Source organism: Streptococcus sp. CF7_Ac1-8 (genome assembly GCF_024295435.1).
Taxonomy (GTDB): domain Bacteria; phylum Bacillota; class Bacilli; order Lactobacillales; family Streptococcaceae; genus Streptococcus; species Streptococcus mitis_AP.
In genome coordinates, this window is record NZ_JANCPI010000002.1 from 157,027 (window position 1) to 180,612 (window position 23,586).

Sequence of the window (23,586 nt, forward strand, 5' to 3'; positions counted from 1 at the left end):
AATAGAAAGGGAAGAAATAGTGGTTGATGTAAATCGTTTTAAAAGTATGCAAATCACCCTAGCTTCTCCAAGTAAAGTCCGTTCATGGTCTTATGGAGAAGTCAAAAAACCTGAAACAATCAATTACCGTACCTTGAAACCAGAACGTGAGGGACTCTTTGATGAAGTTATCTTTGGTCCTACAAAAGACTGGGAATGTGCTTGTGGGAAGTACAAACGCATTCGTTACAGAGGAATTGTTTGTGACCGCTGTGGGGTTGAAGTAACGCGTACGAAAGTTCGTCGTGAGCGCATGGGGCACATCGAGTTGAAAGCTCCTGTATCTCATATCTGGTACTTCAAGGGAATTCCAAGCCGTATGGGCTTGACCCTTGATATGAGCCCTCGTGCCCTCGAGGAAGTTATTTACTTTGCGGCTTATGTGGTGATTGATCCTAAGGATACACCACTTGAGCACAAGTCTATCATGACAGAGCGCGAATACCGTGAGCGATTGCGTGAGTATGGTTATGGATCATTCGTTGCCAAAATGGGTGCCGAAGCCATCCAAGACTTATTGAAACAAGTAGATCTTGAAAAAGAAATTGCTGAACTCAAAGAAGAGTTGAAAACAGCGACTGGACAAAAACGTGTCAAAGCCATCCGTCGTTTGGATGTTTTGGATGCCTTTTACAAGTCTGGAAACAAACCTGAATGGATGATTCTTAACATCCTTCCGGTTATTCCACCAGATCTTCGTCCAATGTTGCAGTTGGATGGTGGCCGTTTTGCCTCATCTGACTTGAACGACCTTTACCGCCGTGTTATCAACCGTAACAACCGTTTGGCTCGCTTGCTTGAGTTGAATGCACCAGGTATCATCGTTCAAAATGAGAAGCGTATGCTTCAAGAAGCGGTTGACGCTTTGATTGACAATGGTCGTCGTGGTCGTCCAATCACAGGACCAGGTAGCCGTCCACTTAAATCATTGAGTCACATGCTTAAAGGTAAACAAGGACGCTTCCGTCAAAACTTGCTCGGTAAACGTGTTGACTTCTCAGGACGTTCCGTTATCGCCGTTGGTCCAACTCTTAAGATGTACCAATGTGGTGTGCCACGTGAAATGGCGATCGAGCTCTTTAAACCATTCGTGATGCGTGAAATCGTTGCCCGTGATATCGTGCAAAACGTCAAAGCAGCTAAACGCTTGGTGGAACGTGGAGATGAGCGTATCTGGGATATCCTTGAAGAAGTGATTAAAGAACACCCAGTACTTCTTAACCGCGCACCGACCCTTCACCGTTTGGGTATCCAAGCCTTCGAGCCAGTCTTGATTGATGGTAAGGCTCTTCGCTTGCACCCACTTGTCTGTGAAGCCTACAATGCCGACTTTGACGGGGACCAAATGGCCATCCACGTACCGCTTTCAGAAGAAGCCCAAGCAGAAGCTCGTATCCTCATGCTAGCTGCTGAGCACATCTTGAATCCGAAAGATGGTAAACCAGTTGTTACTCCATCTCAGGACATGGTTTTGGGTAACTACTACTTGACTATGGAAGAAGCTGGTCGTGAAGGTGAAGGAATGGTCTTCAAAGACCGTGACGAAGCTGTTATGGCTTACCGCAATGGTTATGTTCACCTCCACTCACGTGTTGGTATCGCAACAGACAGTCTTAACAAACCATGGACAGAAGAGCAAAAACATAAGGTCTTGCTTACAACAGTTGGTAAAATCCTCTTCAACGACATCATGCCAGAGGGTCTACCATACTTGCAAGAACCAAACAATGCCAACTTGACAGAAGGCGTTCCTTCTAAATACTTCTTGCCACTTGGTGGAGACATCAAGGAAGCGATCAGCAAACTTGAACTCAACCCTCCATTCAAGAAGAAAAACCTTGGAAATATCATCGCTGAAATCTTCAAACGTTTCCGTACGACAGAAACTTCTGCCCTACTTGACCGCATGAAGAACCTCGGTTACCACCACTCAACTCTTGCAGGATTGACAGTGGGTATTGCCGATATCCCAGTCGTTGATGACAAGGCTGAAATCATTGAAGAATCACACAAACGTGTAGAACAAATCACAAAACAATTCCGTCGTGGTATGATCACAGACGACGAGCGTTACAATGCTGTTACAGCTGAATGGCGTGCTGCCCGTGAAAAACTAGAGAAACGTTTGATTGCCAACCAAGATCCTAAGAACCCAATCGTTATGATGATGGACTCTGGAGCCCGTGGTAACATCTCAAACTTCTCACAGCTTGCCGGTATGCGTGGTCTGATGGCGGCTCCGAACGGACGTATCATGGAATTGCCAATCCTTTCAAACTTCCGCGAAGGTTTGTCGGTATTGGAAATGTTCTTCTCAACTCACGGTGCGCGTAAAGGTATGACCGATACGGCCCTTAAGACAGCTGACTCAGGTTACTTGACTCGTCGTTTGGTTGACGTTGCCCAAGACGTTATCATTCGTGAGGACGACTGTGGAACAGACCGTGGTCTCTTGATCCGCTCTATCGCAGAAGGAAAAGAGATGATTGAGTCTCTCGAAGAGCGTCTCAATGGTCGCTACACTAAGAAAACTGTTAAACATCCAGAAACTGGTGCAGTTATCATTGGTCCAAATGAATTGATTACAGAAGACAAGGCGCGTGAAATTGTTAATGCTGGTGTGGAAGAAGTGACTATCCGCTCTGTATTTACATGTAACACTCGTCACGGTGTCTGCCGTCACTGTTATGGTATCAACTTGGCGACTGGTGATGCGGTTGAAGTTGGTGAAGCAGTTGGTACAATCGCTGCCCAATCTATCGGGGAACCTGGTACACAGCTTACAATGCGTACCTTCCACACGGGTGGGGTTGCCTCAAATACCGATATCACTCAGGGTCTTCCTCGTGTCCAAGAAATCTTTGAAGCCCGCAATCCTAAAGGGGAAGCGGTTATCACAGAGGTTAAAGGACAAGTTACTGCTATCGAAGAAGATGCCTCAACTCGTACTAAGAAAGTCTTTGTTAAGGGCGAAACTGGCGAAGGTGAATACGTCGTACCATTTACAGCTCGTATGCGTGTCGAAGTTGGGGACCAAGTAGCGCGTGGTGCTGCTCTTACAGAAGGTTCTATCCAACCAAAACGTCTCCTTGCAGTTCGTGATGTCTTGTCAGTTGAAACGTACCTTCTTGGTGAAGTACAAAAAGTTTACCGTAGCCAAGGGGTAGAAATCGGTGACAAACACATCGAGGTAATGGTACGTCAAATGATCCGTAAAGTGCGTGTTATGGATCCAGGTGACACAGATCTTCTCATGGGTACTCTCATGGATATCAATGACTTTACAGATGCTAACAAAGATGTCCTTATCGCAGGTGGAGTTCCAGCGACAGGTCGTCCAGTCCTTATGGGAATTACCAAAGCCTCACTTGAAACAAATAGTTTCTTGTCAGCGGCTTCCTTCCAGGAAACAACTCGTGTCCTTACAGATGCGGCTATCCGCGGTAAGAAAGACCATCTCCTTGGACTTAAAGAAAATGTTATCATCGGTAAGATCATCCCAGCAGGTACTGGTATGGCTCGTTACCGTAACCTTGAACCACATGCTATCAACGAAGAAGAATATCTTAATCCTCCAGTAGAGGAAGAAGGAAATGAAGAAACAACAGAAGTAGTTGTGGATACTGCCGTTGAAACTGTGGAAGAAACAGTAGAATAAAAGCAGATGAGAGAGCCTTCGGGTTCTCTTTCTCTTTTCTGAAAACTTTCTCCATTTTTTCCATGAAATATGGTAAAATAAAAGAAAGAAGCTGACAAAGGAGACGGGTATGGAACAAACATTTTTTATTATTAAACCAGACGGTGTAAAAAGAGGGCTAGTGGGTGAGGTGTTGAAACGCATTGAACAACGTGGATTTACAATCGAAAAATTGGAGTTGCGTACAAAGGTTTCAGAAGAGTTGATTGATCAGCACTATCAGGACTTGGTTGGTCAAAGCTTTTACCCACCGATTCGTGAATTTATGACTTCAGGACCAATCCTTGTAGGCATCATTTCTGGTCCTAAAGTAATCGAAACTTGGCGGACCATGATGGGAGCAACTCGTCCAGAAGAAGCTTTACCAGGAACGATTCGAGGTGATTTTGCAAAAGCGGCTGGTGAAAACCAAGCTATTCAAAATGTTGTACATGGTTCAGATTCAGAAGAGTCAGCTAAGCGAGAAATTGCTCTTTGGTTTGAAGAAAAATAGTAAAAGTTTGATGTAAGGGTTACCTGCATCAAACTTTTTTGCATTTTAGAGTAGAAAACTGACAGTTGAGAAATATTCTAGCAATGGTGAGGATTTCTAGCCTATAATAAGAGCAAGTAAGGGAGGAAGAATGATGGAAAAAATGAAAAAGCAAATTCGAGTTTTGTTATTGTTTACGATTTTTGGTATCAGTAGCTGTTCTTGTTTAAGTTTATCGACTTGGTCCTTGGTGTTAAATCAAAACTGCTTCTATTATTTAGTTGGCATGTTGCTTCTTGCCAGTATTGGTGCAGGGCTAAACTATTATAGAGGGCAAGGAAATCAACATTATTCGTTTTTTAAAGAAGATAAGCAACAATTCTTGTATAGCTTACTGCTCTTAGTAAATATTTTGGGTTTAGCCTTAATTGCTATAGAACATATCCTTACAGGAAATACATCCGTAGAAGGGTTTGTGGAATCCTTTCTACCGAGTTTCTTTTTCTTATTTGGTATTGATTTGCTAGTCTTTTTACCGATTCAGAAGTATGTAAATGGATTGAAAAAGATTTTGGGTAAGAAGGAAATGTGTTTTATTAGTGGATTAGCTATTTTAATCTTTCTCAGGAATCCTTGGATGCTATTATCCATGACCTTTTATATTGCCTTGGGAATGCTGTTTCTGGGACTGTTAGTACCAAAAGTTATTCGCTGGGAAGTTTCATTTTATAGCCACCTGATGAGGGATATCTTGTTAGTTGTCTTCTTGCTGTTTCTATTTTAAATATAAAAGAAGTGAAGGTCCAAGTTTTACAATTTATAATATGGAATTTTATAGATAATATCTCGACAAAGGACAACTTTTTGGTATAATAGAAACATGTACACTAAAAACGAAGAAGAGTTACAGTCTTTAGGTGAACGTTTGGGCTGTTTATTAGAAAAGAATGATGTCTTAATTCTAACTGGTGAACTTGGAGCAGGCAAAACGACCTTTACAAAAGGTCTTGCTAAAGGTTTACAGATTACTCAGATGATTAAGAGTCCAACCTATACTATTGTGAGAGAGTATGAAGGTCGTCTTCCTCTTTATCATTTAGATGTTTATCGTATAGAGGGGGATGCTGATTCTATCGATTTAGATGAGTTTCTCTTTGGTGGCGGCGTGACTGTCATCGAGTGGGGACATCTTTTAGATGATGCCTTACCAGATACCTATTTAGAATTGGAAATTCTAAAAGAAGAAGACGGTCGCAGATTAAACTTCAAAGCCAAGGGTTTGCGTGCAGAAGAACTCTTAGAGGAGCTTCAACATGGAGTATGAATTGCTCATTAGGGAAGCAGAAGTTGAAGATGCAGCTGAATTAGTGACGTTTTTAAATCGTGTGAGTTTGGAGACAGACTTTACTAGTCTGGACAGGGAAGGTATTCTATTGACAGATACTGAGATGGAGTTGTTTTTGGATAAACAGGCTCACTCAGAAAATCAAATTACTTTACTTGCCTTACTGAATGATGAAATTGCTGGCCTTGTAAATGTCACAGCTGATCAACGTAAGAGAGTTCGTCATATTGGAGACCTCTTTATTGTGATTGGTAAGAAACATTGGAATAATGGGCTGGGAAGTTTCTTGCTTGAAGAAGTCGTAGAATGGGCGCAGGCTAGTGGTATTCTTCGTAGGCTTCAATTAACTGTTCAAACTCGTAATCAAGCTGCAGTTCATCTATATCAAAAGCATGGTTTTGTAATTGAAGGTAGACAAGAGCGCGGTGCGTACATAGAAGAAGGGGACTTTATCGATGTTTACCTGATGGGTAGACTGATAGATTAGTAGAAATATGGTTAAAAAAATTATTGGGATGGTGCTAGCTTTTCTAGCTGTGACAGTTTTGGGTGTGGGTGTCTTTGCTTATACCATTTATCAGCAAGGCACACAAACTTTATCAAAAACATATAAAAAAATTGGGGAAGAAACCAAGGTTATTGAAGCAACTGAACCCATGACTATTCTGTTGATGGGAGTTGATACTGGGAATGTGGAACGTACGGATCAGTGGGCTGGAAATAGTGATTCCATGATTCTCTTGACTGTCAATCCACATACTAAGAAGACCATGATGTTGAGTTTGGAGCGTGATATCCTGACTAAAATTCAACATAAAGATGGTAGTATTGAAGAAGCGAAACTTAATGCAGCTTATGCTGGTGGTGGAGCAGAATTAGCTATTTCAACTATTCAAAAGATGATGAATATCCATATTGACCGCTATATTATGGTCAACATGCAAGGCTTGCAGCAATTAGTCGATGCAGTAGGTGGCATTACCGTCAATAACACGCTAGGTTTCCCGATTTCTATCAGTGACCAAGAAGAATTCAACACCATTTCTATTGGCGTTGGGGAACAAACAATAAATGGAGAAGAAGCGCTTGTTTATTCACGCATGCGTTATCAAGACCCAGAAGGAGACTACGGACGTCAGAAGCGTCAGCGTGAAGTCATTCAAAAAGTTGTTGAAAAAGTTCTTAGCTTGAATAGTGTTAGTCACTATCAGTCTATCTTGAAGGCTCTAAGTACCAATATGCAGACTAATATTGATTTATCTGCAAAAAGTATTCCGGACTTGTTGGGCTATAAAGATTCATTTAAAACCATTGAATCACAACAGCTGAAGGGTGAGGGAGAGATGTTGCAAGGTATTTCTTACCAGATTGTTTCGAGAGAGCATATGTTGGAAATGCAGAATATATTGCGACGTTCTTTGGGGCAAGAAGAAGTCACTCAGCTTGAAACAAATGTTGTTTTATTTGAAGATTTGTTTGGACGGGTGCCTGTTGCTAATGGGGATAATCAAGAACAAGGTGTCTTTGTAACAAATGAAGTGGAATAGTTCATTTGTTGATAAAAATAAAAAATCAATCGTGGGAAATTTCCTGCGATTTTTTCAAAAAAATACGAATAGATAGGTAGGAGGAAACATGAAAGCAGAAATCATTGCTGTTGGAACAGAGATTTTGACAGGACAGATTGTCAATACCAATGCTCAGTTTTTGTCGGAAAAACTAGCAGAGATTGGGGTAGATGTATATTTTCAGACGGCTGTAGGAGACAATGAAACTCGTCTCTTGTCTTTGCTTGAGATTGCCAGTCAACGTAGCAGTCTGGTGATTTTGACAGGTGGTTTGGGGCCGACTGAGGACGATTTGACCAAACAAACTCTAGCTAAATTTTTAGGGAAAGAATTAGTCTTTGACCCTCAGGCGCAGGAGAAGTTGGATGTCTTTTTTGCCCAGAGACCAGACTATGCCCGAACACCGAATAACGAAAGACAAGCCCAACTTGTAGAAGGAGCGACTCCACTGCCAAACGAAACAGGGTTGGCTGTGGGAGGAATATTGGAAGTCGATGGAGTGACCTATGTCGTCCTTCCAGGTCCGCCAAGTGAATTGAAACCGATGGTCTTAAACCAACTTCTACCCAAGTTGATGACAGGGAGCAAGCTGTATTCCCGAGTTCTTCGTTTCTTTGGAATTGGCGAAAGTCAGCTGGTGACGATTTTAGCTGATTTGATTGATAATCAAACAGATCCGACCTTGGCACCTTATGCCAAAACAGGAGAGGTAACTCTGCGTCTGTCAACAAAAGCTAGCAGTCAAGAAGAGGTGAATCAAGCGTTGAATAACTTGGAAAATCAAATCTTAAATCGTCAGACTTTTGAAGGCCTTCCTTTACGAGACCTTTGTTATGGGTATGGGGAAGAGTCCAGCTTGGCCAGCATTGTGGTAGAAGAACTGAAAAAACAAGGGAAAACCATCACTGCAGCCGAGAGTTTAACGGCAGGGCTTTTCCAAGCTACCGTGGCGGATTTTTCGGGTGCTTCCAGTATATTTAAGGGTGGTTTTGTGACCTATAGCTTGGAGGAAAAATCAAAGATGTTGGATATTCCTGTCAAGGATTTGGAAGAACATGGTGTAGTGTCTGAATTTACAGCTCAAAAGATGGCTGAGCAGGCACGAAGCAAGACCCAGTCTGATTTTGGCCTTAGTTTGACTGGAGTGGCAGGACCAGATAGCCTAGAAGGGCACCCAGCTGGGACAGTCTTCATAGGCTTGGCTCAAGAGCATGGAACTGAGGTCATCAAGGTCAATATTGGAGGCAGAAGTCGAGCAGATGTACGTCATATTGCGGTTATGCATGCCTTTAACCTAGTTCGCAAGGCTTTATTAAGTGACTAACTTTTGATATAATAGTAGATAGGTCTGAGGACCATTAGAATGTAGGAGAATAGAATGGCGAAAAAACCAAAAAAATTAGATGAAATTTCAAAAAAATTCGGGGCAGAACGTGAAAAAGCCTTGAATGACGCTCTTAAATTGATTGAGAAAGACTTTGGTAAAGGTTCAATCATGCGTTTGGGTGAACGTGCAGAGCAAAAGGTGCAAGTGATGAGTTCAGGTTCTTTAGCTCTCGACATTGCCCTTGGTTCAGGTGGTTATCCTAAGGGGCGTATCATCGAAATCTATGGGCCAGAGTCATCTGGTAAGACAACAGTTGCCCTTCATGCAGTTGCGCAAGCGCAAAAAGAAGGTGGTATTGCAGCCTTTATCGATGCGGAACATGCTCTCGATCCAGCTTATGCTGCGGCCCTTGGGGTCAACATTGACGAATTGCTCTTGTCACAACCAGACTCAGGAGAGCAAGGTCTTGAGATTGCAGGAAAATTGATTGACTCAGGTGCAGTTGACCTTGTCGTAGTTGACTCAGTTGCGGCACTTGTACCTCGTGCGGAAATTGATGGAGATATCGGAGATAGCCACGTTGGTTTGCAGGCCCGTATGATGAGCCAGGCCATGCGTAAACTTGGTGCTTCTATCAATAAAACCAAAACTATTGCCATCTTTATCAACCAATTGCGTGAAAAAGTTGGGGTCATGTTTGGAAATCCAGAAACAACTCCTGGTGGACGTGCTCTGAAATTCTACGCATCAGTCCGTTTGGATGTTCGTGGAAGTACACAAATCAAGGGAACTGGTGACCAAAAAGATACCAATGTCGGTAAGGAAACTAAAATCAAGGTCGTGAAAAACAAGGTGGCTCCACCATTTAAGGAAGCTTTCGTTGAAATCATGTACGGAGAAGGGATTTCTAAGACTGGTGAGCTTTTGAAAATCGCAAGCGATTTGGATATCATCAAAAAAGCAGGAGCTTGGTACTCTTACAAGGATGAGAAAATCGGGCAAGGTTCTGAAAATGCTAAGAAATACTTGGCAGATCACCCAGAAGTCTTTGATGAGATTGACCATCAAGTCCGTGTTCAATTTGGTTTGGTTGATGGAGAAGAAGCTTCTGTAGAAGGTGTTGAGACTAAAAAAGATGAAGCAGTTCAAGCAGACTCTGTGAATGAAGAAGTCACACTTGATCTAGGCGATGAACTTGAAATCGAAATTGAAGAATAAGCTGTCAAAGTAGTGGAGAAATCCACTGCTTTTTCGTTGCTTTGCTCTGGTTTTTAGCTCACGCATAGTTTGCTGTTTCTTGTCGCTCCTTTCGAAAGCTGATATAATAGCCTTATGAATAAAAAACGAACAGTGGACCTGATTCATGGTCCGATTCTTCCTTCTCTCTTGAGTTTTGCCTTCCCAATCTTGCTGTCCAATATTTTTCAACAGCTCTATAATACTGCTGATGTCTTGATTGTTGGGCGTTTTCTTGGTCAAGAATCCTTGGCGGCAGTAGGGGCTACAACGGCCATTTTTGACCTGATTGTAGGTTTTACTCTTGGTGTTGGCAATGGGATGGGGATTGTCATTGCTCGCTATTATGGGGCTCGGAATTTCACTAAAATTAAAGAAGCGGTAGCAGCTACCTGGATTTTAGGCGCTCTTTTGAGTATTGTGGTTATGTTGCTGGGATTTCTTGGTTTGTATCCTCTTTTACAGTACCTAGATACCCCTGCTGAAATTCTTTCTCAGTCCTATCAATATATTTCTATGATTGTGACCTGTGTAGGTGTCAGCTTTGCCTATAATCTTTTTGCAGGTTTGTTGCGGTCCATTGGGGACAGTCTAGCAGCGCTTGGATTTCTGATTTTCTCTGCCTTGGTTAATGTGGTTCTGGATCTCTATTTTATTACGCAACTGCAACTGGGAGTTCAATCTGCGGGACTTGCTACCATTATTTCGCAAGGCTTATCAGCGGTTCTCTGTTTTTACTATATTCGCAAGAGTGTTCCAGAACTTCTACCTCAGCTGAAACATTTTAAATGGGACAAGGCCTTGTACGCGGATCTCTTGGAGCAAGGTTTGGCTATGGGTTTGATGAGTTCAATTGTGTCCATCGGCAGTGTGATTTTACAGTCTTCAGTTAATACCTTTGGTGCAGTAATTATTAGCGCCCAGACGGCGGCTCGACGCATTATGGCCTTCGCCCTTCTTCCTATGACCGCTATTTCTGCATCAATGACGATCTTTGCTTCTCAGAATCTAGGAGCTAAGCGCCCAGACCGCATTGTTCAAGGTATTCGAATCGGCAGTCGTTTAAGTATGTCCTGGGCAATTTTTGTTTGTGTCTTCCTCTTTTTTGCCAGTCCAGCCTTGGTTTCCTTCTTGGCTAGTTCGACGGATAGCTACTTGGTAGAAAATGGAAGTCTCTATCTGCAAATCAGTTCAGCCTTTTATCCTATTTTGAGTCTCTTACTGATTTATCGTAATTGCTTGCAGGGCTTGGGGCAAAAAGTCCTTCCTCTGGTTTCTAGCTTTATAGAACTAATCGGAAAAATCGCTTTTGTGGTCTTGATTATTCCTTGGGCAGGATATAAGGGAGTTATCCTTTGCGAACCCCTTATCTGGGTTGCCATGACTATCCAACTTTATTTCTCACTGTTTCGTCACCCCTTGATAAAAGAAGGCAAGGAAATCTTGGCAACAAAAGTACCATCCTAGCTTGATTTGCTAAATAAAATCCATTTCCTCTAGTGAAAATCGAAAAAACTTGTGTTATAATAAGAAAGATTAAAATGTGAAAAAAGGAGATTCCTAATGGGACGTAAATGGGCCAATATCGTAGCCAAGAAAACGGCTAAAGATGGAGCTAACTCTAAAGTATATGCAAAATTTGGTGTAGAAATCTATGTAGCAGCTAAAAAAGGTGATCCAGACCCAGAATCAAACACTGCTTTGAAATTCGTTATCGACCGTGCTAAACAAGCCCAAGTGCCAAAACACGTTATCGATAAAGCGATTGATAAAGCAAAAGGAAATACAGACGAAACCTTTACAGAAGGACGTTACGAAGGATTTGGACCAAATGGTTCTATGCTGATTGTTGATACTTTGACTTCTAACGTTAACCGTACAGCAGCCAATGTTCGTGCAGCTTTTGGTAAAAATGGTGGAAACATGGGTGCTTCAGGTTCTGTTTCTTACCTCTTCGACAACAAGGGTGTTATCGTATTTGCAGGTGAAGATGCGGATGCAGTCTTTGAGCAATTGCTAGAAGCAGATGTGGATGTGGACGATGTAGAAGCAGAAGAAGGTACAATCACAGTTTACACAGCTCCAACTGACCTTCATAAGGCTATCGTTGCTTTGCGTGAATCAGGTATCCAAGAATTCCAAGTGACTGAATTGGAAATGATTCCTCAATCAGAAGTGGAATTGTCAGGCGATGACCTTGAAACCTTTGAAAAACTTTACAGCGTTCTTGAAGACGACGAAGACGTCCAAAAGATTTATACGAACGTAGATGGATTCTAATAGAAAAACGAACAGTTTTACTAGCTGTTCGTTTTTTTGATATTTGAACTTAGACTCAGGTTTCAGAATCGTTTTGTTGCTTGCTTTTTTCTAGTCCTAGACCGACTGCATGTTTTTGGACGAGCAAGAGCTCTCCATTGTCCTGTTTTGCAAAAGTTAAGGTAACAGTCTTGATCTTGTCTCCAATGGAGATATAGGTGATTTTTTTCGTATCGTAACCCCCAAGAGCGAAGTCAAACTCGGAATCTGGCTTTCCGTGTTTGTTGATAATATCCTCGTAGTTGGTACCACCTTTTCCTTTGTTGTCAAGGTCACCTTCGATTAAGGCGTCGAACTGTTCTTGGGTCCAGGCGAAGGTATCGTCTGTCAAGCCGCTTTTTTCTTCGCGTTCCATTGATGTACTCGTATCTCTGTAGGAACGGTTAAACTCCTTGGCATACTCTTTGTAGACATCAGCGTATAGTACCTGAGTCGTAAAGAAAAGTATAACAGAGGCAACTGCCAGGGCTGTTCCGATAATAGCCATTGTTTTCCGTTTTTTGATGTTGATGATAAGGCCGATAATCCCCAAGATAAATGCGACGATGCCGATGAACAACGATAGATAGTTAATAAACGGGATCCAGGATCCTAAAAGTGCGATGGCTCCAAAAATGGTTGCTAAGATTCCTAAAACTCTTTGTTCTTCTGGTTTCATTTGAAAGTTTTCTCCCTTCATTGAGTGAATGGATTTCTATCCACAGTAGTAAGTGCTTATTATATAAAAGATATTGCCTAATGTCAATTTAAACTAAAATAGTTCTCTAGGAAACTTTTTTCTTGACATCCCTCCTCAAAGTGGTAAAATAGTTCTCACGAAAACTTATTTAGTTCCTAAGAGAACTAAATACAAGGGTTAGAAAGGAGCAATCATGGATAAACCGATGTTAGTCTTTAAGCGTTTTGGTCACCAGATTCATTTGATGGTACAAAAGGAAGCCAAACGTTGTGGTATTGAGTTTATGGGTGGACCGCAAGGTCAGGTGTTGCGTTTTTTGGATAGCCGTGGGGAAAACCAAGACTTGGTCTTGATTAAAGATATTGAGAAGGAACTCAATATTAGCAAGTCTGTTGCTAGTAATCTAGTTAAGCGTATGGTGCAAAATGGTTTGGTGGAATTGGAGGTGAGTCCTAGCGATAAGCGGGCTAAGTTTGTTCGTCTGACAGACAAATCGCGTTCTCAAATGCAAGAGATTAAGGCCTTTTTTGAACGAATAGACAAGCAGTTGATGGAAGGCATTGATGAAGATGAATTACTGATTTTTGAGAAAGTTCTCGGTCAACTACAGGAAAATATCAAGGGAATAGGAGGAGAGAATGAAGAAATTAGCCAAACGAATTAGTAGAAAAGAATGGGGGATGATTTTACTAGCCATTCTCTTTACTTGCTTTTCGGTCTATCTAGAGTTGGAAGTGCCAACCTATATCTCAAAAATTACGGATTTGCTAGGTAGTCAAGGAACTAATTTAGATGAGTTATGGCAACCAGCAGGTATGATGGTGGGAATGTCCTTTCTAGCCTTCTTATCCGCAGTTGCAGTTGGATTTTTTGCGTCCAGAGTGGCCGCTTCTTATACTAGTAGGCTGAGAAGTGATATTTTTAACCGAGTTTTGGATTACTCGCAGACAGAGATTAAGAAATTCTCTATTCCCAGTCTCCTAACTCGTACCACCAATGACATTACTCAGGTTCAGATGTTGATTACCATGGGCTTGCAAGTAGTTACGCGTGGTCCGATTATGGCTATCTGGGCTATCGGGAAGATTTTAGGTCATTCAGAATACTGGCTCTGGGCTGTGCTTGTGGCAGTGATTGTCAATGTTTTGATGACAACAGTTTTGATGACGCTAGCCTTTCCAAAACAGTCCTTGATTCAAAGTCTGACTGATAAATTGAACAGTATCACTCGTGAAAGCTTAGCAGGTATTCGTGTTGTTCGTGCCTACAATGCAGAGGACTACCAAAATAAAAAATTTGCTGCAGCAAATGATGAGCTGACACGTTTGAATTTGTTTGTCAACCGTCTTATGGCCATTCTAAATCCCATCATGATGGGGATTTCAAGTGGTTTAAGTGTGGCGATTTACTGGATTGGGGCCTATGTAATCAACGATGCTGCTCCATCAGCGCGTCTGCCTCTCTTTAGTGACATGGTTGTTTTCATGTCTTATGCCATGCAGGTTGTCATGGGCTTCCTTCTCATGGGAGCACTCTTCATTGTTCTTCCCCGAACCATGGTCTCTGCTAAGCGGATTAATCAAGTTCTAGATTTGTATTCCTCTATCCAAAATCCTGCCCAAGTCCAGCAGGCTGATGAAAACCTCAAAGGTCAGGTCGAATTTAAGGATGTGACCTTCCGTTATGCGGCAAATTCGGAGGCGGTTATTGAACATGTTAGCTTCAAGGCAGAAGAGGGTCAAACAGTGGCCTTTATTGGGTCAACAGGTTCTGGTAAATCAACTCTGGTCAATCTGATTCCACGTTTTTACGATGTATCAGCAGGAGAAATTCTGGTAGACGGTGTCAATGTTCAAGACTATGCCTTAGAAGATTTGCGCAACAAGATTGGTTATATTCCTCAGAAAGCGGTTCTCTTTTCAGGTAATGTCAAGGACAATTTAGACTTTGGACAGAGTCAAGAAACACCGCTTAGTGAGCAGGCCATGTGGCAGGCTTTGGAGTTGGCCCAGTCTAAGAACTTTATCGAAGACAAGGAAGCAGGATTGGCGTCAGAAGTGGCCCAAGGAGGAACCAATTTCTCAGGTGGCCAAAGACAGCGTCTGGCCATTGCGCGTGCCTTGGCTCGGAAGCCAGAGATCCTTATTTTTGATGACTCCTTCTCAGCCTTGGACTACAAGACAGACCGAGTTTTACGTCAAGATTTAGCTGAAAAAACTAAGTCTATGACCAAGCTCATTGTCGCACAGCGCATCTCAACGATTATGGATGCAGATTTGATTTTGGTCTTGGATCAAGGAAAAGTCGTGGGACAAGGTACCCACAAGGAACTTCTAGCAAGCAATGAAGTTTACCAAGAAATTGCTTATTCACAACTATCGAAGGAGGAATTGGAACATGGAAAATAAGAAAATGTCTCTCTGGAAACAGAGTAAACCCTATCTTGCAGGCCTCCAGTTTGCCCTTCTAATCGCCTTTCTAGCAACAATCTTATCCAATATCATTACTGTATATGGTCCAACCCGCATCAAGGAAATGACCAATATCATTGCCAGTGGCCTGGCAACAAGTGTGGATGTCGCGGCGGTTGCAGCTATTGGTGGTTTTTTGGCCGTGATCTATGTGATTGGACTCCTATCAAATTATTTGCAGGCCTTTCTGTTTACAACAGCTATTCAACGTTTTTCAGAGCGTTTGAGAAGAGCGATTGCAGAGAAAATCAATAGCCTACCATTGGGATATTTTGATGGGCACTCTCAGGGGGATACTTTGTCTCGTGTAACCAATGACGTTGACACTGCAGCCCAGTCCCTCAATCAAAGTCTGGGAACAGTTCTTTCATCTAGTTTACTGGTCGTGGCAGTCTTGGTAACCATGTTTGGGATGAACTGGATTTTAGCCTTGGTGACGGTTGTTTCAACCCTTATTGGTTTTGTTTTCGTGTCCGTCTTTATGGGCAAATCCCAGGGCTTCTTTAAGAGTCAGCAACAAGATTTGGCAGCTGTCAATGGCTATGTGGAGGAAATGTACTCTGGCCATAATGTGGTGACCAGTTATAATGCCATCGAAAGTACGAAAGAAGAATTTGCGACATTAAACCATCGTCTGTATGATAGTATCTGGAAATCTCAGTTTATTTCAGGGATTATGATGCCGATTATGATGTTTATTGGGAACTTTAGCTATGCCTTGGTGATTATCGTTGGTGCAGCCTTAGCCTTAAATGGGCACATCAGTATCGGGATTATCGTTGCATTTATGGCCTATGTTCGTATCTTTTCTCAGCCTCTTTCACAAATTGCCCAAGGGATTACTAGTCTTCAGCAGGCTAGTGCAGCCATGGGACGCGTCTTCGAATTCCTAGCTGAAGAGGAAATGGAAGACGAATCCCATAAAGAAAGACAATTGAGCGATATGAAAGGTCAAGTAGTCTTTGATCGAGTCTCCTTTGGTTATACACTTGATCGGACTATCATCCACGATTTTTCTGCGACGGCTCATGCAGGTCAAAAGGTTGCCATTGTCGGACCGACTGGGGCTGGTAAGACAACTATTGTCAATCTTTTGATGAAGTTCTATGAGATTGATAAGGGAAGTATCCGTATCGATGGTGTGGATACCAAGGATATGAAGCGTTCGGAAGTACACGATGCCTTTTCAATGGTCTTGCAGGATACTTGGCTCTTTGAAGGAACCATTCGCGACAATCTTATCTATAACCAAGAGGGGATTAGTGATGAGCGCGTGATTGAAGCCAGCAAGGCTGTAGGGATTCACCACTTTATCATGACACTACCAGATGGTTACGATACCGTCTTGGATGATACAGTGACCTTGTCTGTCGGACAAAAACAACTCTTGACTATCGCTCGTGCTTTGCTGAAAGATGCGCCACTCCTAATCCTAGATGAGGCGACTTCTTCTGTTGATACCCGTACAGAGGAATTGATTCAGAAAGCCATGGATCGTTTGATGGAGGGAAGAACTTCCTTTGTCATCGCTCACCGCTTGTCTACCGTCCGAAATGCTGATTTGATTCTTGTTATGAAGAATGGTAATATCATCGAGCAAGGAAATCATGATGAGCTGATGGCGCAAGCTGGTTTCTACGCTGACCTCTACAACAGTCAATTTACAGAAGACGAAGCAGAAGAATAAACCCAAAGAAGGCTTGACGGCCTTCTTTTTCTGCACTATACTAGAAGACAAGTGCTTCCCTATAAGTAAAATTTGAGTAAGTGATGAGAAAATATATGAAAAATTATCAAGAATGGTATGACCACATTGCTGGTAACATTGAAAATAGGCCCTTTCTTCTGAGCTTGTTAAGAACTTTCAATCGGTTCATGACGGCAGTTATGCCTATGATTTATCTAACCTTGTTAGCAACTACCTATCTCCAACAAGGACTTGGGAAACAGGTCGGAATCTATTTGTTTATTCCAGCGTCAGGTTTTGTGATTTTGTCCTTTCTTCGTAAGAAAATCAATGCCCCTAGGCCTTATGAGGAATGGACTATTAAACCCTTGCTTGACAGAGATAGTCCTGGTCAGTCAATGCCCAGTCGTCATGTCTTTTCAGCAACCATTATCTCCATGGCTTGCTTACATGCTAGTTTATCTGTAGGGGTTATCTTGTTGGTCTTGTCAGCTTTCCTCGGTCTAGTAAGAGTCTTAGGGGGAGTGCATTATCCCAAGGATGTAGTGGTTGCTTATATTTGTGGCCTTGCGTGGGGTATGCTTTTCTTTCTATTTTGAATTGTAAGTTAAGGTGGTCCTACAACCACTTACGGGTCTAAAGTAACCACTTGCTTTTTTGCTCTTGTTTTCTTATTTTGGCTTTGATATAGTAGAGTCAGAAAGGAGATGGAATGAAGTTACGAATCGAAATTGACAGCAATTTAGAGGAAACTGAAATTGTCATCAAGGCAGCGGCTTTGACAGATGAGATTGCGGATTTACAGCGCCTCTTGCAAGAATCCAAGTCTCCTCGGTTGATTTTTTACAAGGGGACGGGTGAATATTATCTGGACTTGTCGGAAATTCTTTTCTTTGAAACAGAGGGGAACAAGATTTACGCCCATACCCAGAAAGATGCCTACGAGGTTCGACTTAAACTCTATGAGTTAGAGTCTATCCTGCCCCGTTATTTCAGTCGAGTATCCAAGTCGACCATTGCTAATATTCGGCAAGTTTACTCGGTTGACAAGTCCTTTTCAGGAACGGGCACCATTTCCTTTTATCAAACCCACAAGGAGGTTCATGTCTCACGGCATTACCAATCCCTCCTAAAAGAAAATCTAAGAAACATGAGGTAAGAAGATGAAAAAGAAAGCATTTGGTATTGTATTGCTAGTATTGGCAGCTTTAATATTATTACAAGGAAATTTTGGAATCCCTTCATTCGGTGGGCAAATTTGGCCCTTGCTTGGTATTGCATTTTTTGCCTATCAATCAGTTGGAGCTTTGTTGCGTCGTCACTTAACTTCAGCCTCTTTTACAGCTCTAGTAGCCTTAATGATTGCTAACCACTTTTATGGCATTTTACCAATTCCCAATCAGTCATTGTTCTGGGCAAGTATTTTAATCGTAATGGGTGTCAGCGCACTCACTCATTCTAACAGAACTTGGAATGGGAAAAAATGGTGGTATGATGGTAAAAAGACCATTCTTACAGATAAGGAAGTTGCTTTTGGGACTGGGACTTTCTACAAGCAAAATCAAGAATTGGTAGACGACCAAGTAGAAGTTGGTTTTGGAAATGCCAAGATATATTATGACAATGCAGAGATGTTGGGAGATAGCGCAACCCTGAAAGTGGAAGTTGGTTTTGGCAATGCAGTTATCTATGTTCCTCAACATTGGGGAGTTGATTTAAAGGTAGAAACTTTCTGTGGCGTAGCCAAGGCAGATACTCCTCTAGCGCCAACCAGCAAAACCTTGATTATCCGTGGAGATGTGGCCTTTGGGAAGTTGGGAATTGTCTACGTTAAATAAAAAAATCTTCCAATTCCCTTGCAAAAATGAAGAAAGTGTGATAACATAGTACAGTATGTGGTGCTAGCACATCCGCTATATTAGATCTAATAGGAGGAAAACACAAATGGCTAAAGTATGTTACTTTACAGGTCGTAAGACTGTATCAGGAAACAACCGTTCACACGCGATGAACCAAACAAAACGTGCCGTAAAACCAAACCTTCAAAAAGTTACTGTTCTTATCGATGGTAAACCTAAAAAAGTTTGGGCTTCAGCTCGTGCTTTGAAATCAGGTAAAGTTGAACGCGTTTAATAATAAAAGTAAGGAGACCTTAGGGTCTTTTTTCTTTTACTGTAGATATAAAATCATTTGAAAAATAGAGTAAATATCCGCTGATACAGTATTCTGCTTTTACACTTGGGCTGAAATATGATAAAATAGAGTATCAACTAGTTGAGGTAAAAAGGATGACTGTAAAAATTAATACAAAAGATGGTCAAATCGAACTAACAGATGAAGTGATTGCAACCGTCGTAGGTGGAGCAGCAACTGAAATTTTTGGTGTGGTCGGTATGGCTAGTAAAAATGCCCTCAAAGATAATTTCCAAGCCCTTCTAGGTAAGGAAAATTATTCCAAAGGTGTCGTCGTAAAAGCGGCCGAAGATGGCAGTATTGCAGTTGATGTATATACCGTGTTGAGCTACGGAACAAAGATTAGCGAAGTGTCAAAAAACATTCAAGAGCGTGTTCGATTTAGTTTGGAAAACCAACTTGGAATTACCGCTCAGACTGTAAATGTCTACATTCAAAATATCAAAGTTGTAGGAGAATAACCGTGTCAAAAATTACTACTAGCTTATTTCAAGAAATGGTGCAGGCTGCATCAACTCGCTTGAATAAGCAAGCTGAATATGTCAATTCATTAAACGTCTTTCCAGTTCCAGATGGAGATACTGGTACAAATATGGGAATGACCATTGAAAATGGTGCTAAGGAAGTTGCAGACAAACCAGCTTCTACTGTTGGAGAAGTAGCGAGCATTCTTGCCAAAGGTCTTTTGATGGGTGCGCGTGGGAACTCAGGAGTTATTACGTCTCAGCTTTTCCGTGGATTTTCACAAGCCATCAAGGATAAAGACGAGTTAACAGGTCAAGATTTGGCTCTTGCCTTCCAATCAGGTGTGGAAGTTGCCTATAAGGCCGTTATGAAACCAGTTGAAGGAACGATTTTGACAGTTTCTCGTGGTGCTGCTATCGGTGCTAAGAAAAAGGCTGAGCAAACAGATGACGCTGTTGAAGTCATGCGCGCAGCCTTGGAAGGTGCTAAAACAGCTCTAGCTAAAACACCAGACATGCTTCCAGTATTGAAAGAAGTTGGCGTTGTGGATTCAGGTGGTCAAGGACTGGTCTTCATCTATGAAGGGTTCCTTTCAGCCCTTACTGGTGAATATATTGCATCTGAGGACTTTGTAGCGACTCCTGCCAATATGAGTGAAATGATCAATGCAGAACATCATAAATCTGTAGCTGGTCATGTAGCGACTGAGGACATCACCTTTGGTTACTGTACTGAAATCATGGTAGCTCTTAAGCAAGGTCCAACCTATGCCAAAGATTTTGACTACGACGAATTCCGTAACTACTTGAATGAGCTTGGAGATTCTCTCCTCGTTGTTAACGATGATGAAATTGTCAAAGTCCATGTCCATACAGAAGATCCAGGACTTGTTATGCAAGAAGGTCTCAAATATGGTAGCTTGGTCAAGGTAAAAGTTGACAATATGCGTAACCAACACGAAGCACAGGTTGAAAAAGAAGCTGCTCAAGTTAGCAAGCCTGCTGAAGAAAAAGAGTATGCTTTGATTGCTGTAGTGGCTGGTAAAGGTCTAGCAGATATCTTCCGTTCTCAAGGTGTGGATTATGTTATTGAAGGCGGTCAAACTATGAACCCTTCAACTGAAGACTTTATCAAGGCTGTTGAACAGGTCAACGCTCGTAACATTATCTTCCTGCCAAACAACAAAAACATCTTCATGGCAGCTCAATCTGCAGCAGAAGTTTTGGAACAACCAGCAGTAGTGGTGGAAGCTCGTACTCTTCCTCAAGGTTTGACAAGTCTTCTTGCTTTTGATCCAAGCAAGTCCATCGAAGAAAACCAAGAGCGTATGACTGCTGCTCTTAGCGATGTCGTTAGTGGAAGCGTCACAACAGCTGTGCGTGATACAACGATTGATGGCTTAGAAATCCATGAAAACGATAATCTTGGTATGGTGGATGGGAAAATTCTCGTGTCAAACCCTGACATGCACCAAACCTTGACAGAAACATTGAAACATATGTTGGATGAAGACAGTGAAATCGTAACCTTCTATGTTGGTGAAGATGGAAGTGAAGAACTTGCCAATGAGATTGCCCAAGAAATCGCAGAAGAATTTGAAGACGTTGAAGTCGAGATTCACCAAGGTCAACAACCTGTTTACCCATACCTATTTAGTGTGGAATAAGATTAATGAAGAACTGAGAAATCAGTTCTTTTTTCTTCATTTGAATAATGAAATCGGTATCTTTTTAATAAAAACAAAAATAACATTCATAAATAAACGTTAAAATAGAAAATTCAGAAAATTTCTTCTTTTCTCTTGAAAAATTTTGAAAAAATGGTATGATAGTAACAAGTTATTTTTAAGAGAAGAGAAAGGGGAACAATGGAGAAAATCAGTTTAGAATCTCCTAAGACGGGGTCGGACCTAGTTTTGGAAACACTTCGTAATTTAGGAATTGATACCATCTTTGGTTATCCTGGTGGTGCGGTCTTGCCTTTTTATGATGCGATATATAATTTTAAAGGCATTCGCCACATTCTAGGGCGCCATGAGCAAGGTTGTTTGCATGAAGCTGAAGGTTATGCCAAATCAACTGGAAAGTTGGGTGTTGCCGTCGTCACTAGCGGACCGGGAGCAACAAATGCCATTACAGGGATTGCAGATGCCATGAGCGATAGTGTTCCCCTTTTGGTCTTTACAGGTCAGGTAGCGAGAGCAGGGATTGGGAAAGATGCCTTTCAGGAGGCAGACATCGTGGGAATTACCATGCCAATCACTAAGTACAATTACCAAGTTCGTGAGACAGCTGATATCCCTCGTATCATTACGGAAGCTGTCCATATCGCAACTACAGGTCGCCCAGGGCCAGTCGTAATTGACCTACCTAAAGACGTGTCTGCTTTAGAAACAGACTTCATCTATTCACCAGAAGTGAACCTACCAAGCTACCAACCGACTCTTGAGCCAAATGATATGCAAATCAAGAAAATTTTGAAGCAATTATCCAAGGCTAAAAAGCCAGTCTTGCTAGCTGGTGGTGGAATTAGTTATGCTGAAGCAGCTGCAGAATTAAATGAATTTGCAGAGCGTTATCAAATTCCAGTGGTAACCAGCCTTTTGGGGCAAGGAACGATTGCAACGAGTCACCCACTCTTTCTTGGAATGGGAGGTATGCACGGGTCATTCGCAGCTAATATTGCCATGACGGAAGCCGACTTTATGATTAGTATTGGTTGCCGTTTCGATGACCGTTTGACAGGAAATCCAAAGACTTTTGCTAAGAATGCTAAGGTTGCCCACATTGATATTGACCCTGCCGAGATTGGCAAGATTATCAGTGCAGATATTCCGGTAGTTGGAGATGCTAAGAAAGCCTTGCAAATGTTGTTAGCGGAACCAACAGTTCATAACAATACTGAGAAATGGATTGAGAAAGTTACTAAAGACAAGAACCGTGTTCGTTCTTATGATAAGAAAGAGCGTGTGGTTCAGCCGCAAGCTGTTATTGAACGAATTGGTGAATTGACGAATGGAGATTCCATTGTGGTAACAGACGTTGGTCAACACCAAATGTGGACAGCTCAGTATTATCCCTACCAAAACGAACGTCAGTTAGTGACTTCAGGTGGTTTGGGAACGATGGGATTTGGAATTCCAGCAGCAATCGGTGCTAAAATTGCTAACCCAGATAAGGAAGTAGTCTTGTTTGTTGGGGATGGCGGTTTCCAAATGACTAACCAGGAATTGGCTATTTTGAACATTTACAAGGTGCCAATCAAGGTGGTTATGCTGAACAACCACTCACTTGGAATGGTTCGCCAGTGGCAGGAATCCTTCTATGAAGGTAGAACATCAGAGTCAGTCTTTGACACCCTTCCTGATTTCCAATTGATGGCACAAGCTTATGGCATTAAAAACTATAAGTTTGACAATCCTGAGACCTTGGCTCAAGACCTTGAAGTGATCACTGAGAATGTTCCTATGCTCATCGAGGTAGATATTTCTCGTAAGGAACAGGTGTTACCAATGGTACCAGCTGGTAAGAGTAATCATGAGATGTTGGGGGTGAAGTTCCATGCGTAGAATGTTAACAGCAAAACTACAAAATCGTTCAGGAGTCCTCAATCGCTTTACAGGTGTCCTATCTCGTCGTCAGGTTAATATTGAAAGCATCTCTGTTGGAGCAACAGAAGATCCAAATGTATCGCGTATTACCATTATTATTGATGTTGCTTCACATGATGAGGTGGAGCAAATTATCAAACAGCTCAATCGTCAGATTGATGTGATTCGCATTCGTGATATTACAGACAAGCCTCATTTGGAGCGCGAGGTGATTTTGGTTAAGATGTCAGCGCCAGCTGAGAAGCGAGCTGAGATTCTAGCGATTATTCAACCTTTCCGTGCAACAGTGGTAGACGTAGCACCAAGCTCGATTACCATTCAGATGACGGGAAATGCAGAAAAGAGCGAAGCTTTATTGCGAGTCATTCGACCATACGGTATTCGTAATATTGCTCGTACGGGTGCAACTGGATTTACCCGCGATTAAAAATCCGACTTAAATTTGTTAAACTAGCCTAAAAGGCAATAAATAATAGAA

The 23,586-nt window shown here is 42.0% G+C and carries 22 protein-coding genes; 21 read left to right on the forward strand and 1 reads right to left on the reverse strand.

Going from position 1 to position 23,586, the window contains the following annotated elements:
• Nucleotides 1-19: 19 nt before the first annotated feature.
• The 10 genes from rpoC (at nt 20) to NMM26_RS01905 (ending at nt 11,964) form a co-directional block, all read left to right on the forward strand.
• On the forward strand, nt 20-3,697 hold the full coding sequence (gene rpoC / locus NMM26_RS01860; protein ID WP_049550564.1) for a DNA-directed RNA polymerase subunit beta': 3,678 nt from the start codon (nt 20-22) through the stop codon (nt 3,695-3,697).
• A 109-nt stretch (nt 3,698-3,806) separates the two neighbouring features.
• Complete coding sequence (ndk, locus tag NMM26_RS01865) at nt 3,807-4,229, forward strand: nucleoside-diphosphate kinase (RefSeq protein WP_049550563.1); 423 nt, start codon at nt 3,807-3,809, stop codon at nt 4,227-4,229.
• Nucleotides 4,230-4,359: 130 nt separating this feature from the next.
• Nucleotides 4,360-4,992 carry a competence protein gene (locus NMM26_RS01870; protein WP_239668513.1) on the forward strand — a complete coding sequence of 211 codons (633 nt, stop codon included), beginning with the start codon at nt 4,360-4,362 and terminating at the stop codon, nt 4,990-4,992.
• Between the two features lie 96 nt (nt 4,993-5,088).
• Nucleotides 5,089-5,532 (forward strand): tRNA (adenosine(37)-N6)-threonylcarbamoyltransferase complex ATPase subunit type 1 TsaE, encoded by a 444-nt coding sequence (gene tsaE / locus NMM26_RS01875; RefSeq protein ID WP_254753651.1) that lies wholly within the window; start codon nt 5,089-5,091, stop codon nt 5,530-5,532.
• Nucleotides 5,522-6,040 (forward strand): GNAT family N-acetyltransferase, encoded by a 519-nt coding sequence (locus NMM26_RS01880; RefSeq protein ID WP_254753652.1) that lies wholly within the window; start codon nt 5,522-5,524, stop codon nt 6,038-6,040. The genes tsaE and NMM26_RS01880 overlap by 11 nt, the downstream gene beginning before the upstream one ends.
• Nucleotides 6,041-6,047: 7 nt before the next feature.
• The gene (locus NMM26_RS01885; RefSeq protein WP_254753653.1) at nt 6,048-7,100 is read left to right on the forward strand and encodes an LCP family protein; all 1,053 of its coding nucleotides are present in this window, start codon (nt 6,048-6,050) and stop codon (nt 7,098-7,100) included.
• A gap of 88 nt (nt 7,101-7,188) precedes the next feature.
• Nucleotides 7,189-8,445 carry a competence/damage-inducible protein A gene (locus NMM26_RS01890; RefSeq protein ID WP_254753654.1) on the forward strand — a complete coding sequence of 419 codons (1,257 nt, stop codon included), beginning with the start codon at nt 7,189-7,191 and terminating at the stop codon, nt 8,443-8,445.
• A gap of 54 nt (nt 8,446-8,499) precedes the next feature.
• Nucleotides 8,500-9,666, forward strand: a complete 1,167-nt coding sequence (gene recA / locus NMM26_RS01895) for a recombinase RecA (RefSeq protein ID WP_001085453.1) — start codon at nt 8,500-8,502, stop codon at nt 9,664-9,666.
• Nucleotides 9,667-9,780: 114 nt separating this feature from the next.
• Nucleotides 9,781-11,151 carry an MATE family efflux transporter gene (locus tag NMM26_RS01900; RefSeq protein WP_254753655.1) on the forward strand — a complete coding sequence of 457 codons (1,371 nt, stop codon included), beginning with the start codon at nt 9,781-9,783 and terminating at the stop codon, nt 11,149-11,151.
• 96 nt (nt 11,152-11,247) lie between these two features.
• A complete protein-coding gene (locus NMM26_RS01905; RefSeq protein ID WP_084945619.1) occupies nt 11,248-11,964 on the forward strand; it encodes a YebC/PmpR family DNA-binding transcriptional regulator in 717 nt (238 codons plus the stop codon).
• A 55-nt stretch (nt 11,965-12,019) separates the two neighbouring features.
• Here NMM26_RS01905 and NMM26_RS01910 read toward each other — a convergent pair whose 3' ends face one another.
• Nucleotides 12,020-12,661 (reverse strand): CD20-like domain-containing protein, encoded by a 642-nt coding sequence (locus NMM26_RS01910; protein ID WP_254753656.1) that lies wholly within the window; start codon nt 12,659-12,661, stop codon nt 12,020-12,022.
• Between the two features lie 214 nt (nt 12,662-12,875).
• Between NMM26_RS01910 and NMM26_RS01915 the strand changes: the two genes are divergently transcribed.
• The 11 genes from NMM26_RS01915 (at nt 12,876) to ilvN (ending at nt 23,535) form a co-directional block, all read left to right on the forward strand.
• On the forward strand, nt 12,876-13,346 hold the full coding sequence (locus tag NMM26_RS01915) for a MarR family winged helix-turn-helix transcriptional regulator (protein ID WP_254753657.1): 471 nt from the start codon (nt 12,876-12,878) through the stop codon (nt 13,344-13,346).
• On the forward strand, nt 13,321-15,090 hold the full coding sequence (locus NMM26_RS01920) for an ABC transporter ATP-binding protein (protein WP_254753658.1): 1,770 nt from the start codon (nt 13,321-13,323) through the stop codon (nt 15,088-15,090). The genes NMM26_RS01915 and NMM26_RS01920 overlap by 26 nt, the downstream gene beginning before the upstream one ends.
• Nucleotides 15,080-16,840, forward strand: a complete 1,761-nt coding sequence (locus tag NMM26_RS01925; RefSeq protein ID WP_254753659.1) for an ABC transporter ATP-binding protein — start codon at nt 15,080-15,082, stop codon at nt 16,838-16,840. Before NMM26_RS01920 ends, NMM26_RS01925 begins: the two co-directional genes overlap by 11 nt.
• 95 nt (nt 16,841-16,935) lie before the next feature.
• Nucleotides 16,936-17,439, forward strand: coding sequence for a phosphatase PAP2 family protein (locus NMM26_RS01930; protein ID WP_254753660.1), 504 nt, complete (start codon nt 16,936-16,938; stop codon nt 17,437-17,439).
• Between the two features lie 113 nt (nt 17,440-17,552).
• Nucleotides 17,553-17,999 carry a LytTR family DNA-binding domain-containing protein gene (locus NMM26_RS01935; protein ID WP_020901878.1) on the forward strand — a complete coding sequence of 149 codons (447 nt, stop codon included), beginning with the start codon at nt 17,553-17,555 and terminating at the stop codon, nt 17,997-17,999.
• 4 nt (nt 18,000-18,003) lie between these two features.
• Nucleotides 18,004-18,678, forward strand: coding sequence for a hypothetical protein (locus NMM26_RS01940; protein WP_254753661.1), 675 nt, complete (start codon nt 18,004-18,006; stop codon nt 18,676-18,678).
• Nucleotides 18,679-18,784: 106 nt separating this feature from the next.
• Nucleotides 18,785-18,973, forward strand: coding sequence for a 50S ribosomal protein L28 (gene rpmB, locus NMM26_RS01945; RefSeq protein ID WP_001140948.1), 189 nt, complete (start codon nt 18,785-18,787; stop codon nt 18,971-18,973).
• A 155-nt stretch (nt 18,974-19,128) separates the two neighbouring features.
• Nucleotides 19,129-19,494 (forward strand): Asp23/Gls24 family envelope stress response protein, encoded by a 366-nt coding sequence (locus NMM26_RS01950; protein WP_000216437.1) that lies wholly within the window; start codon nt 19,129-19,131, stop codon nt 19,492-19,494.
• A gap of 2 nt (nt 19,495-19,496) precedes the next feature.
• Nucleotides 19,497-21,164, forward strand: a complete 1,668-nt coding sequence (locus tag NMM26_RS01955) for a DAK2 domain-containing protein (protein WP_000036655.1) — start codon at nt 19,497-19,499, stop codon at nt 21,162-21,164.
• A 201-nt stretch (nt 21,165-21,365) separates the two neighbouring features.
• A complete protein-coding gene (locus NMM26_RS01960) occupies nt 21,366-23,066 on the forward strand; it encodes an acetolactate synthase large subunit (protein WP_254753662.1) in 1,701 nt (566 codons plus the stop codon).
• A complete protein-coding gene (ilvN, locus tag NMM26_RS01965; protein ID WP_001253803.1) occupies nt 23,059-23,535 on the forward strand; it encodes an acetolactate synthase small subunit in 477 nt (158 codons plus the stop codon). Before NMM26_RS01960 ends, ilvN begins: the two co-directional genes overlap by 8 nt.
• Nucleotides 23,536-23,586: the final 51 nt, after the last annotated feature.

Bases quoted from the DNA above. Each gene is read 5' to 3' on its own strand.
- ndk (WP_049550563.1), top strand. From the start codon at position 3,807: ATGGAACAAACATTTTTTATTATTAAACCAGACGGTGTAAAAAGAGGG.
- NMM26_RS01870 (WP_239668513.1), top strand. From the start codon at position 4,360: ATGATGGAAAAAATGAAAAAGCAAATTCGAGTTTTGTTATTGTTTACG.
- tsaE (WP_254753651.1), top strand. From the start codon at position 5,089: ATGTACACTAAAAACGAAGAAGAGTTACAGTCTTTAGGTGAACGTTTG.
- NMM26_RS01880 (WP_254753652.1), top strand. From the start codon at position 5,522: ATGGAGTATGAATTGCTCATTAGGGAAGCAGAAGTTGAAGATGCAGCT.
- NMM26_RS01885 (WP_254753653.1), top strand. From the start codon at position 6,048: ATGGTTAAAAAAATTATTGGGATGGTGCTAGCTTTTCTAGCTGTGACA.
- NMM26_RS01890 (WP_254753654.1), top strand. From the start codon at position 7,189: ATGAAAGCAGAAATCATTGCTGTTGGAACAGAGATTTTGACAGGACAG.
- recA (WP_001085453.1), top strand. From the start codon at position 8,500: ATGGCGAAAAAACCAAAAAAATTAGATGAAATTTCAAAAAAATTCGGG.
- NMM26_RS01900 (WP_254753655.1), top strand. From the start codon at position 9,781: ATGAATAAAAAACGAACAGTGGACCTGATTCATGGTCCGATTCTTCCT.
- NMM26_RS01905 (WP_084945619.1), top strand. From the start codon at position 11,248: ATGGGACGTAAATGGGCCAATATCGTAGCCAAGAAAACGGCTAAAGAT.
- NMM26_RS01910 (WP_254753656.1), bottom strand. From the start codon at position 12,661: ATGAAACCAGAAGAACAAAGAGTTTTAGGAATCTTAGCAACCATTTTT.
- NMM26_RS01915 (WP_254753657.1), top strand. From the start codon at position 12,876: ATGGATAAACCGATGTTAGTCTTTAAGCGTTTTGGTCACCAGATTCAT.
- NMM26_RS01920 (WP_254753658.1), top strand. From the start codon at position 13,321: ATGAAGAAATTAGCCAAACGAATTAGTAGAAAAGAATGGGGGATGATT.
- NMM26_RS01925 (WP_254753659.1), top strand. From the start codon at position 15,080: ATGGAAAATAAGAAAATGTCTCTCTGGAAACAGAGTAAACCCTATCTT.
- NMM26_RS01930 (WP_254753660.1), top strand. From the start codon at position 16,936: ATGAAAAATTATCAAGAATGGTATGACCACATTGCTGGTAACATTGAA.
- NMM26_RS01935 (WP_020901878.1), top strand. From the start codon at position 17,553: ATGAAGTTACGAATCGAAATTGACAGCAATTTAGAGGAAACTGAAATT.
- NMM26_RS01940 (WP_254753661.1), top strand. From the start codon at position 18,004: ATGAAAAAGAAAGCATTTGGTATTGTATTGCTAGTATTGGCAGCTTTA.
- rpmB (WP_001140948.1), top strand. From the start codon at position 18,785: ATGGCTAAAGTATGTTACTTTACAGGTCGTAAGACTGTATCAGGAAAC.
- NMM26_RS01950 (WP_000216437.1), top strand. From the start codon at position 19,129: ATGACTGTAAAAATTAATACAAAAGATGGTCAAATCGAACTAACAGAT.
- NMM26_RS01960 (WP_254753662.1), top strand. From the start codon at position 21,366: ATGGAGAAAATCAGTTTAGAATCTCCTAAGACGGGGTCGGACCTAGTT.
- ilvN (WP_001253803.1), top strand. From the start codon at position 23,059: ATGCGTAGAATGTTAACAGCAAAACTACAAAATCGTTCAGGAGTCCTC.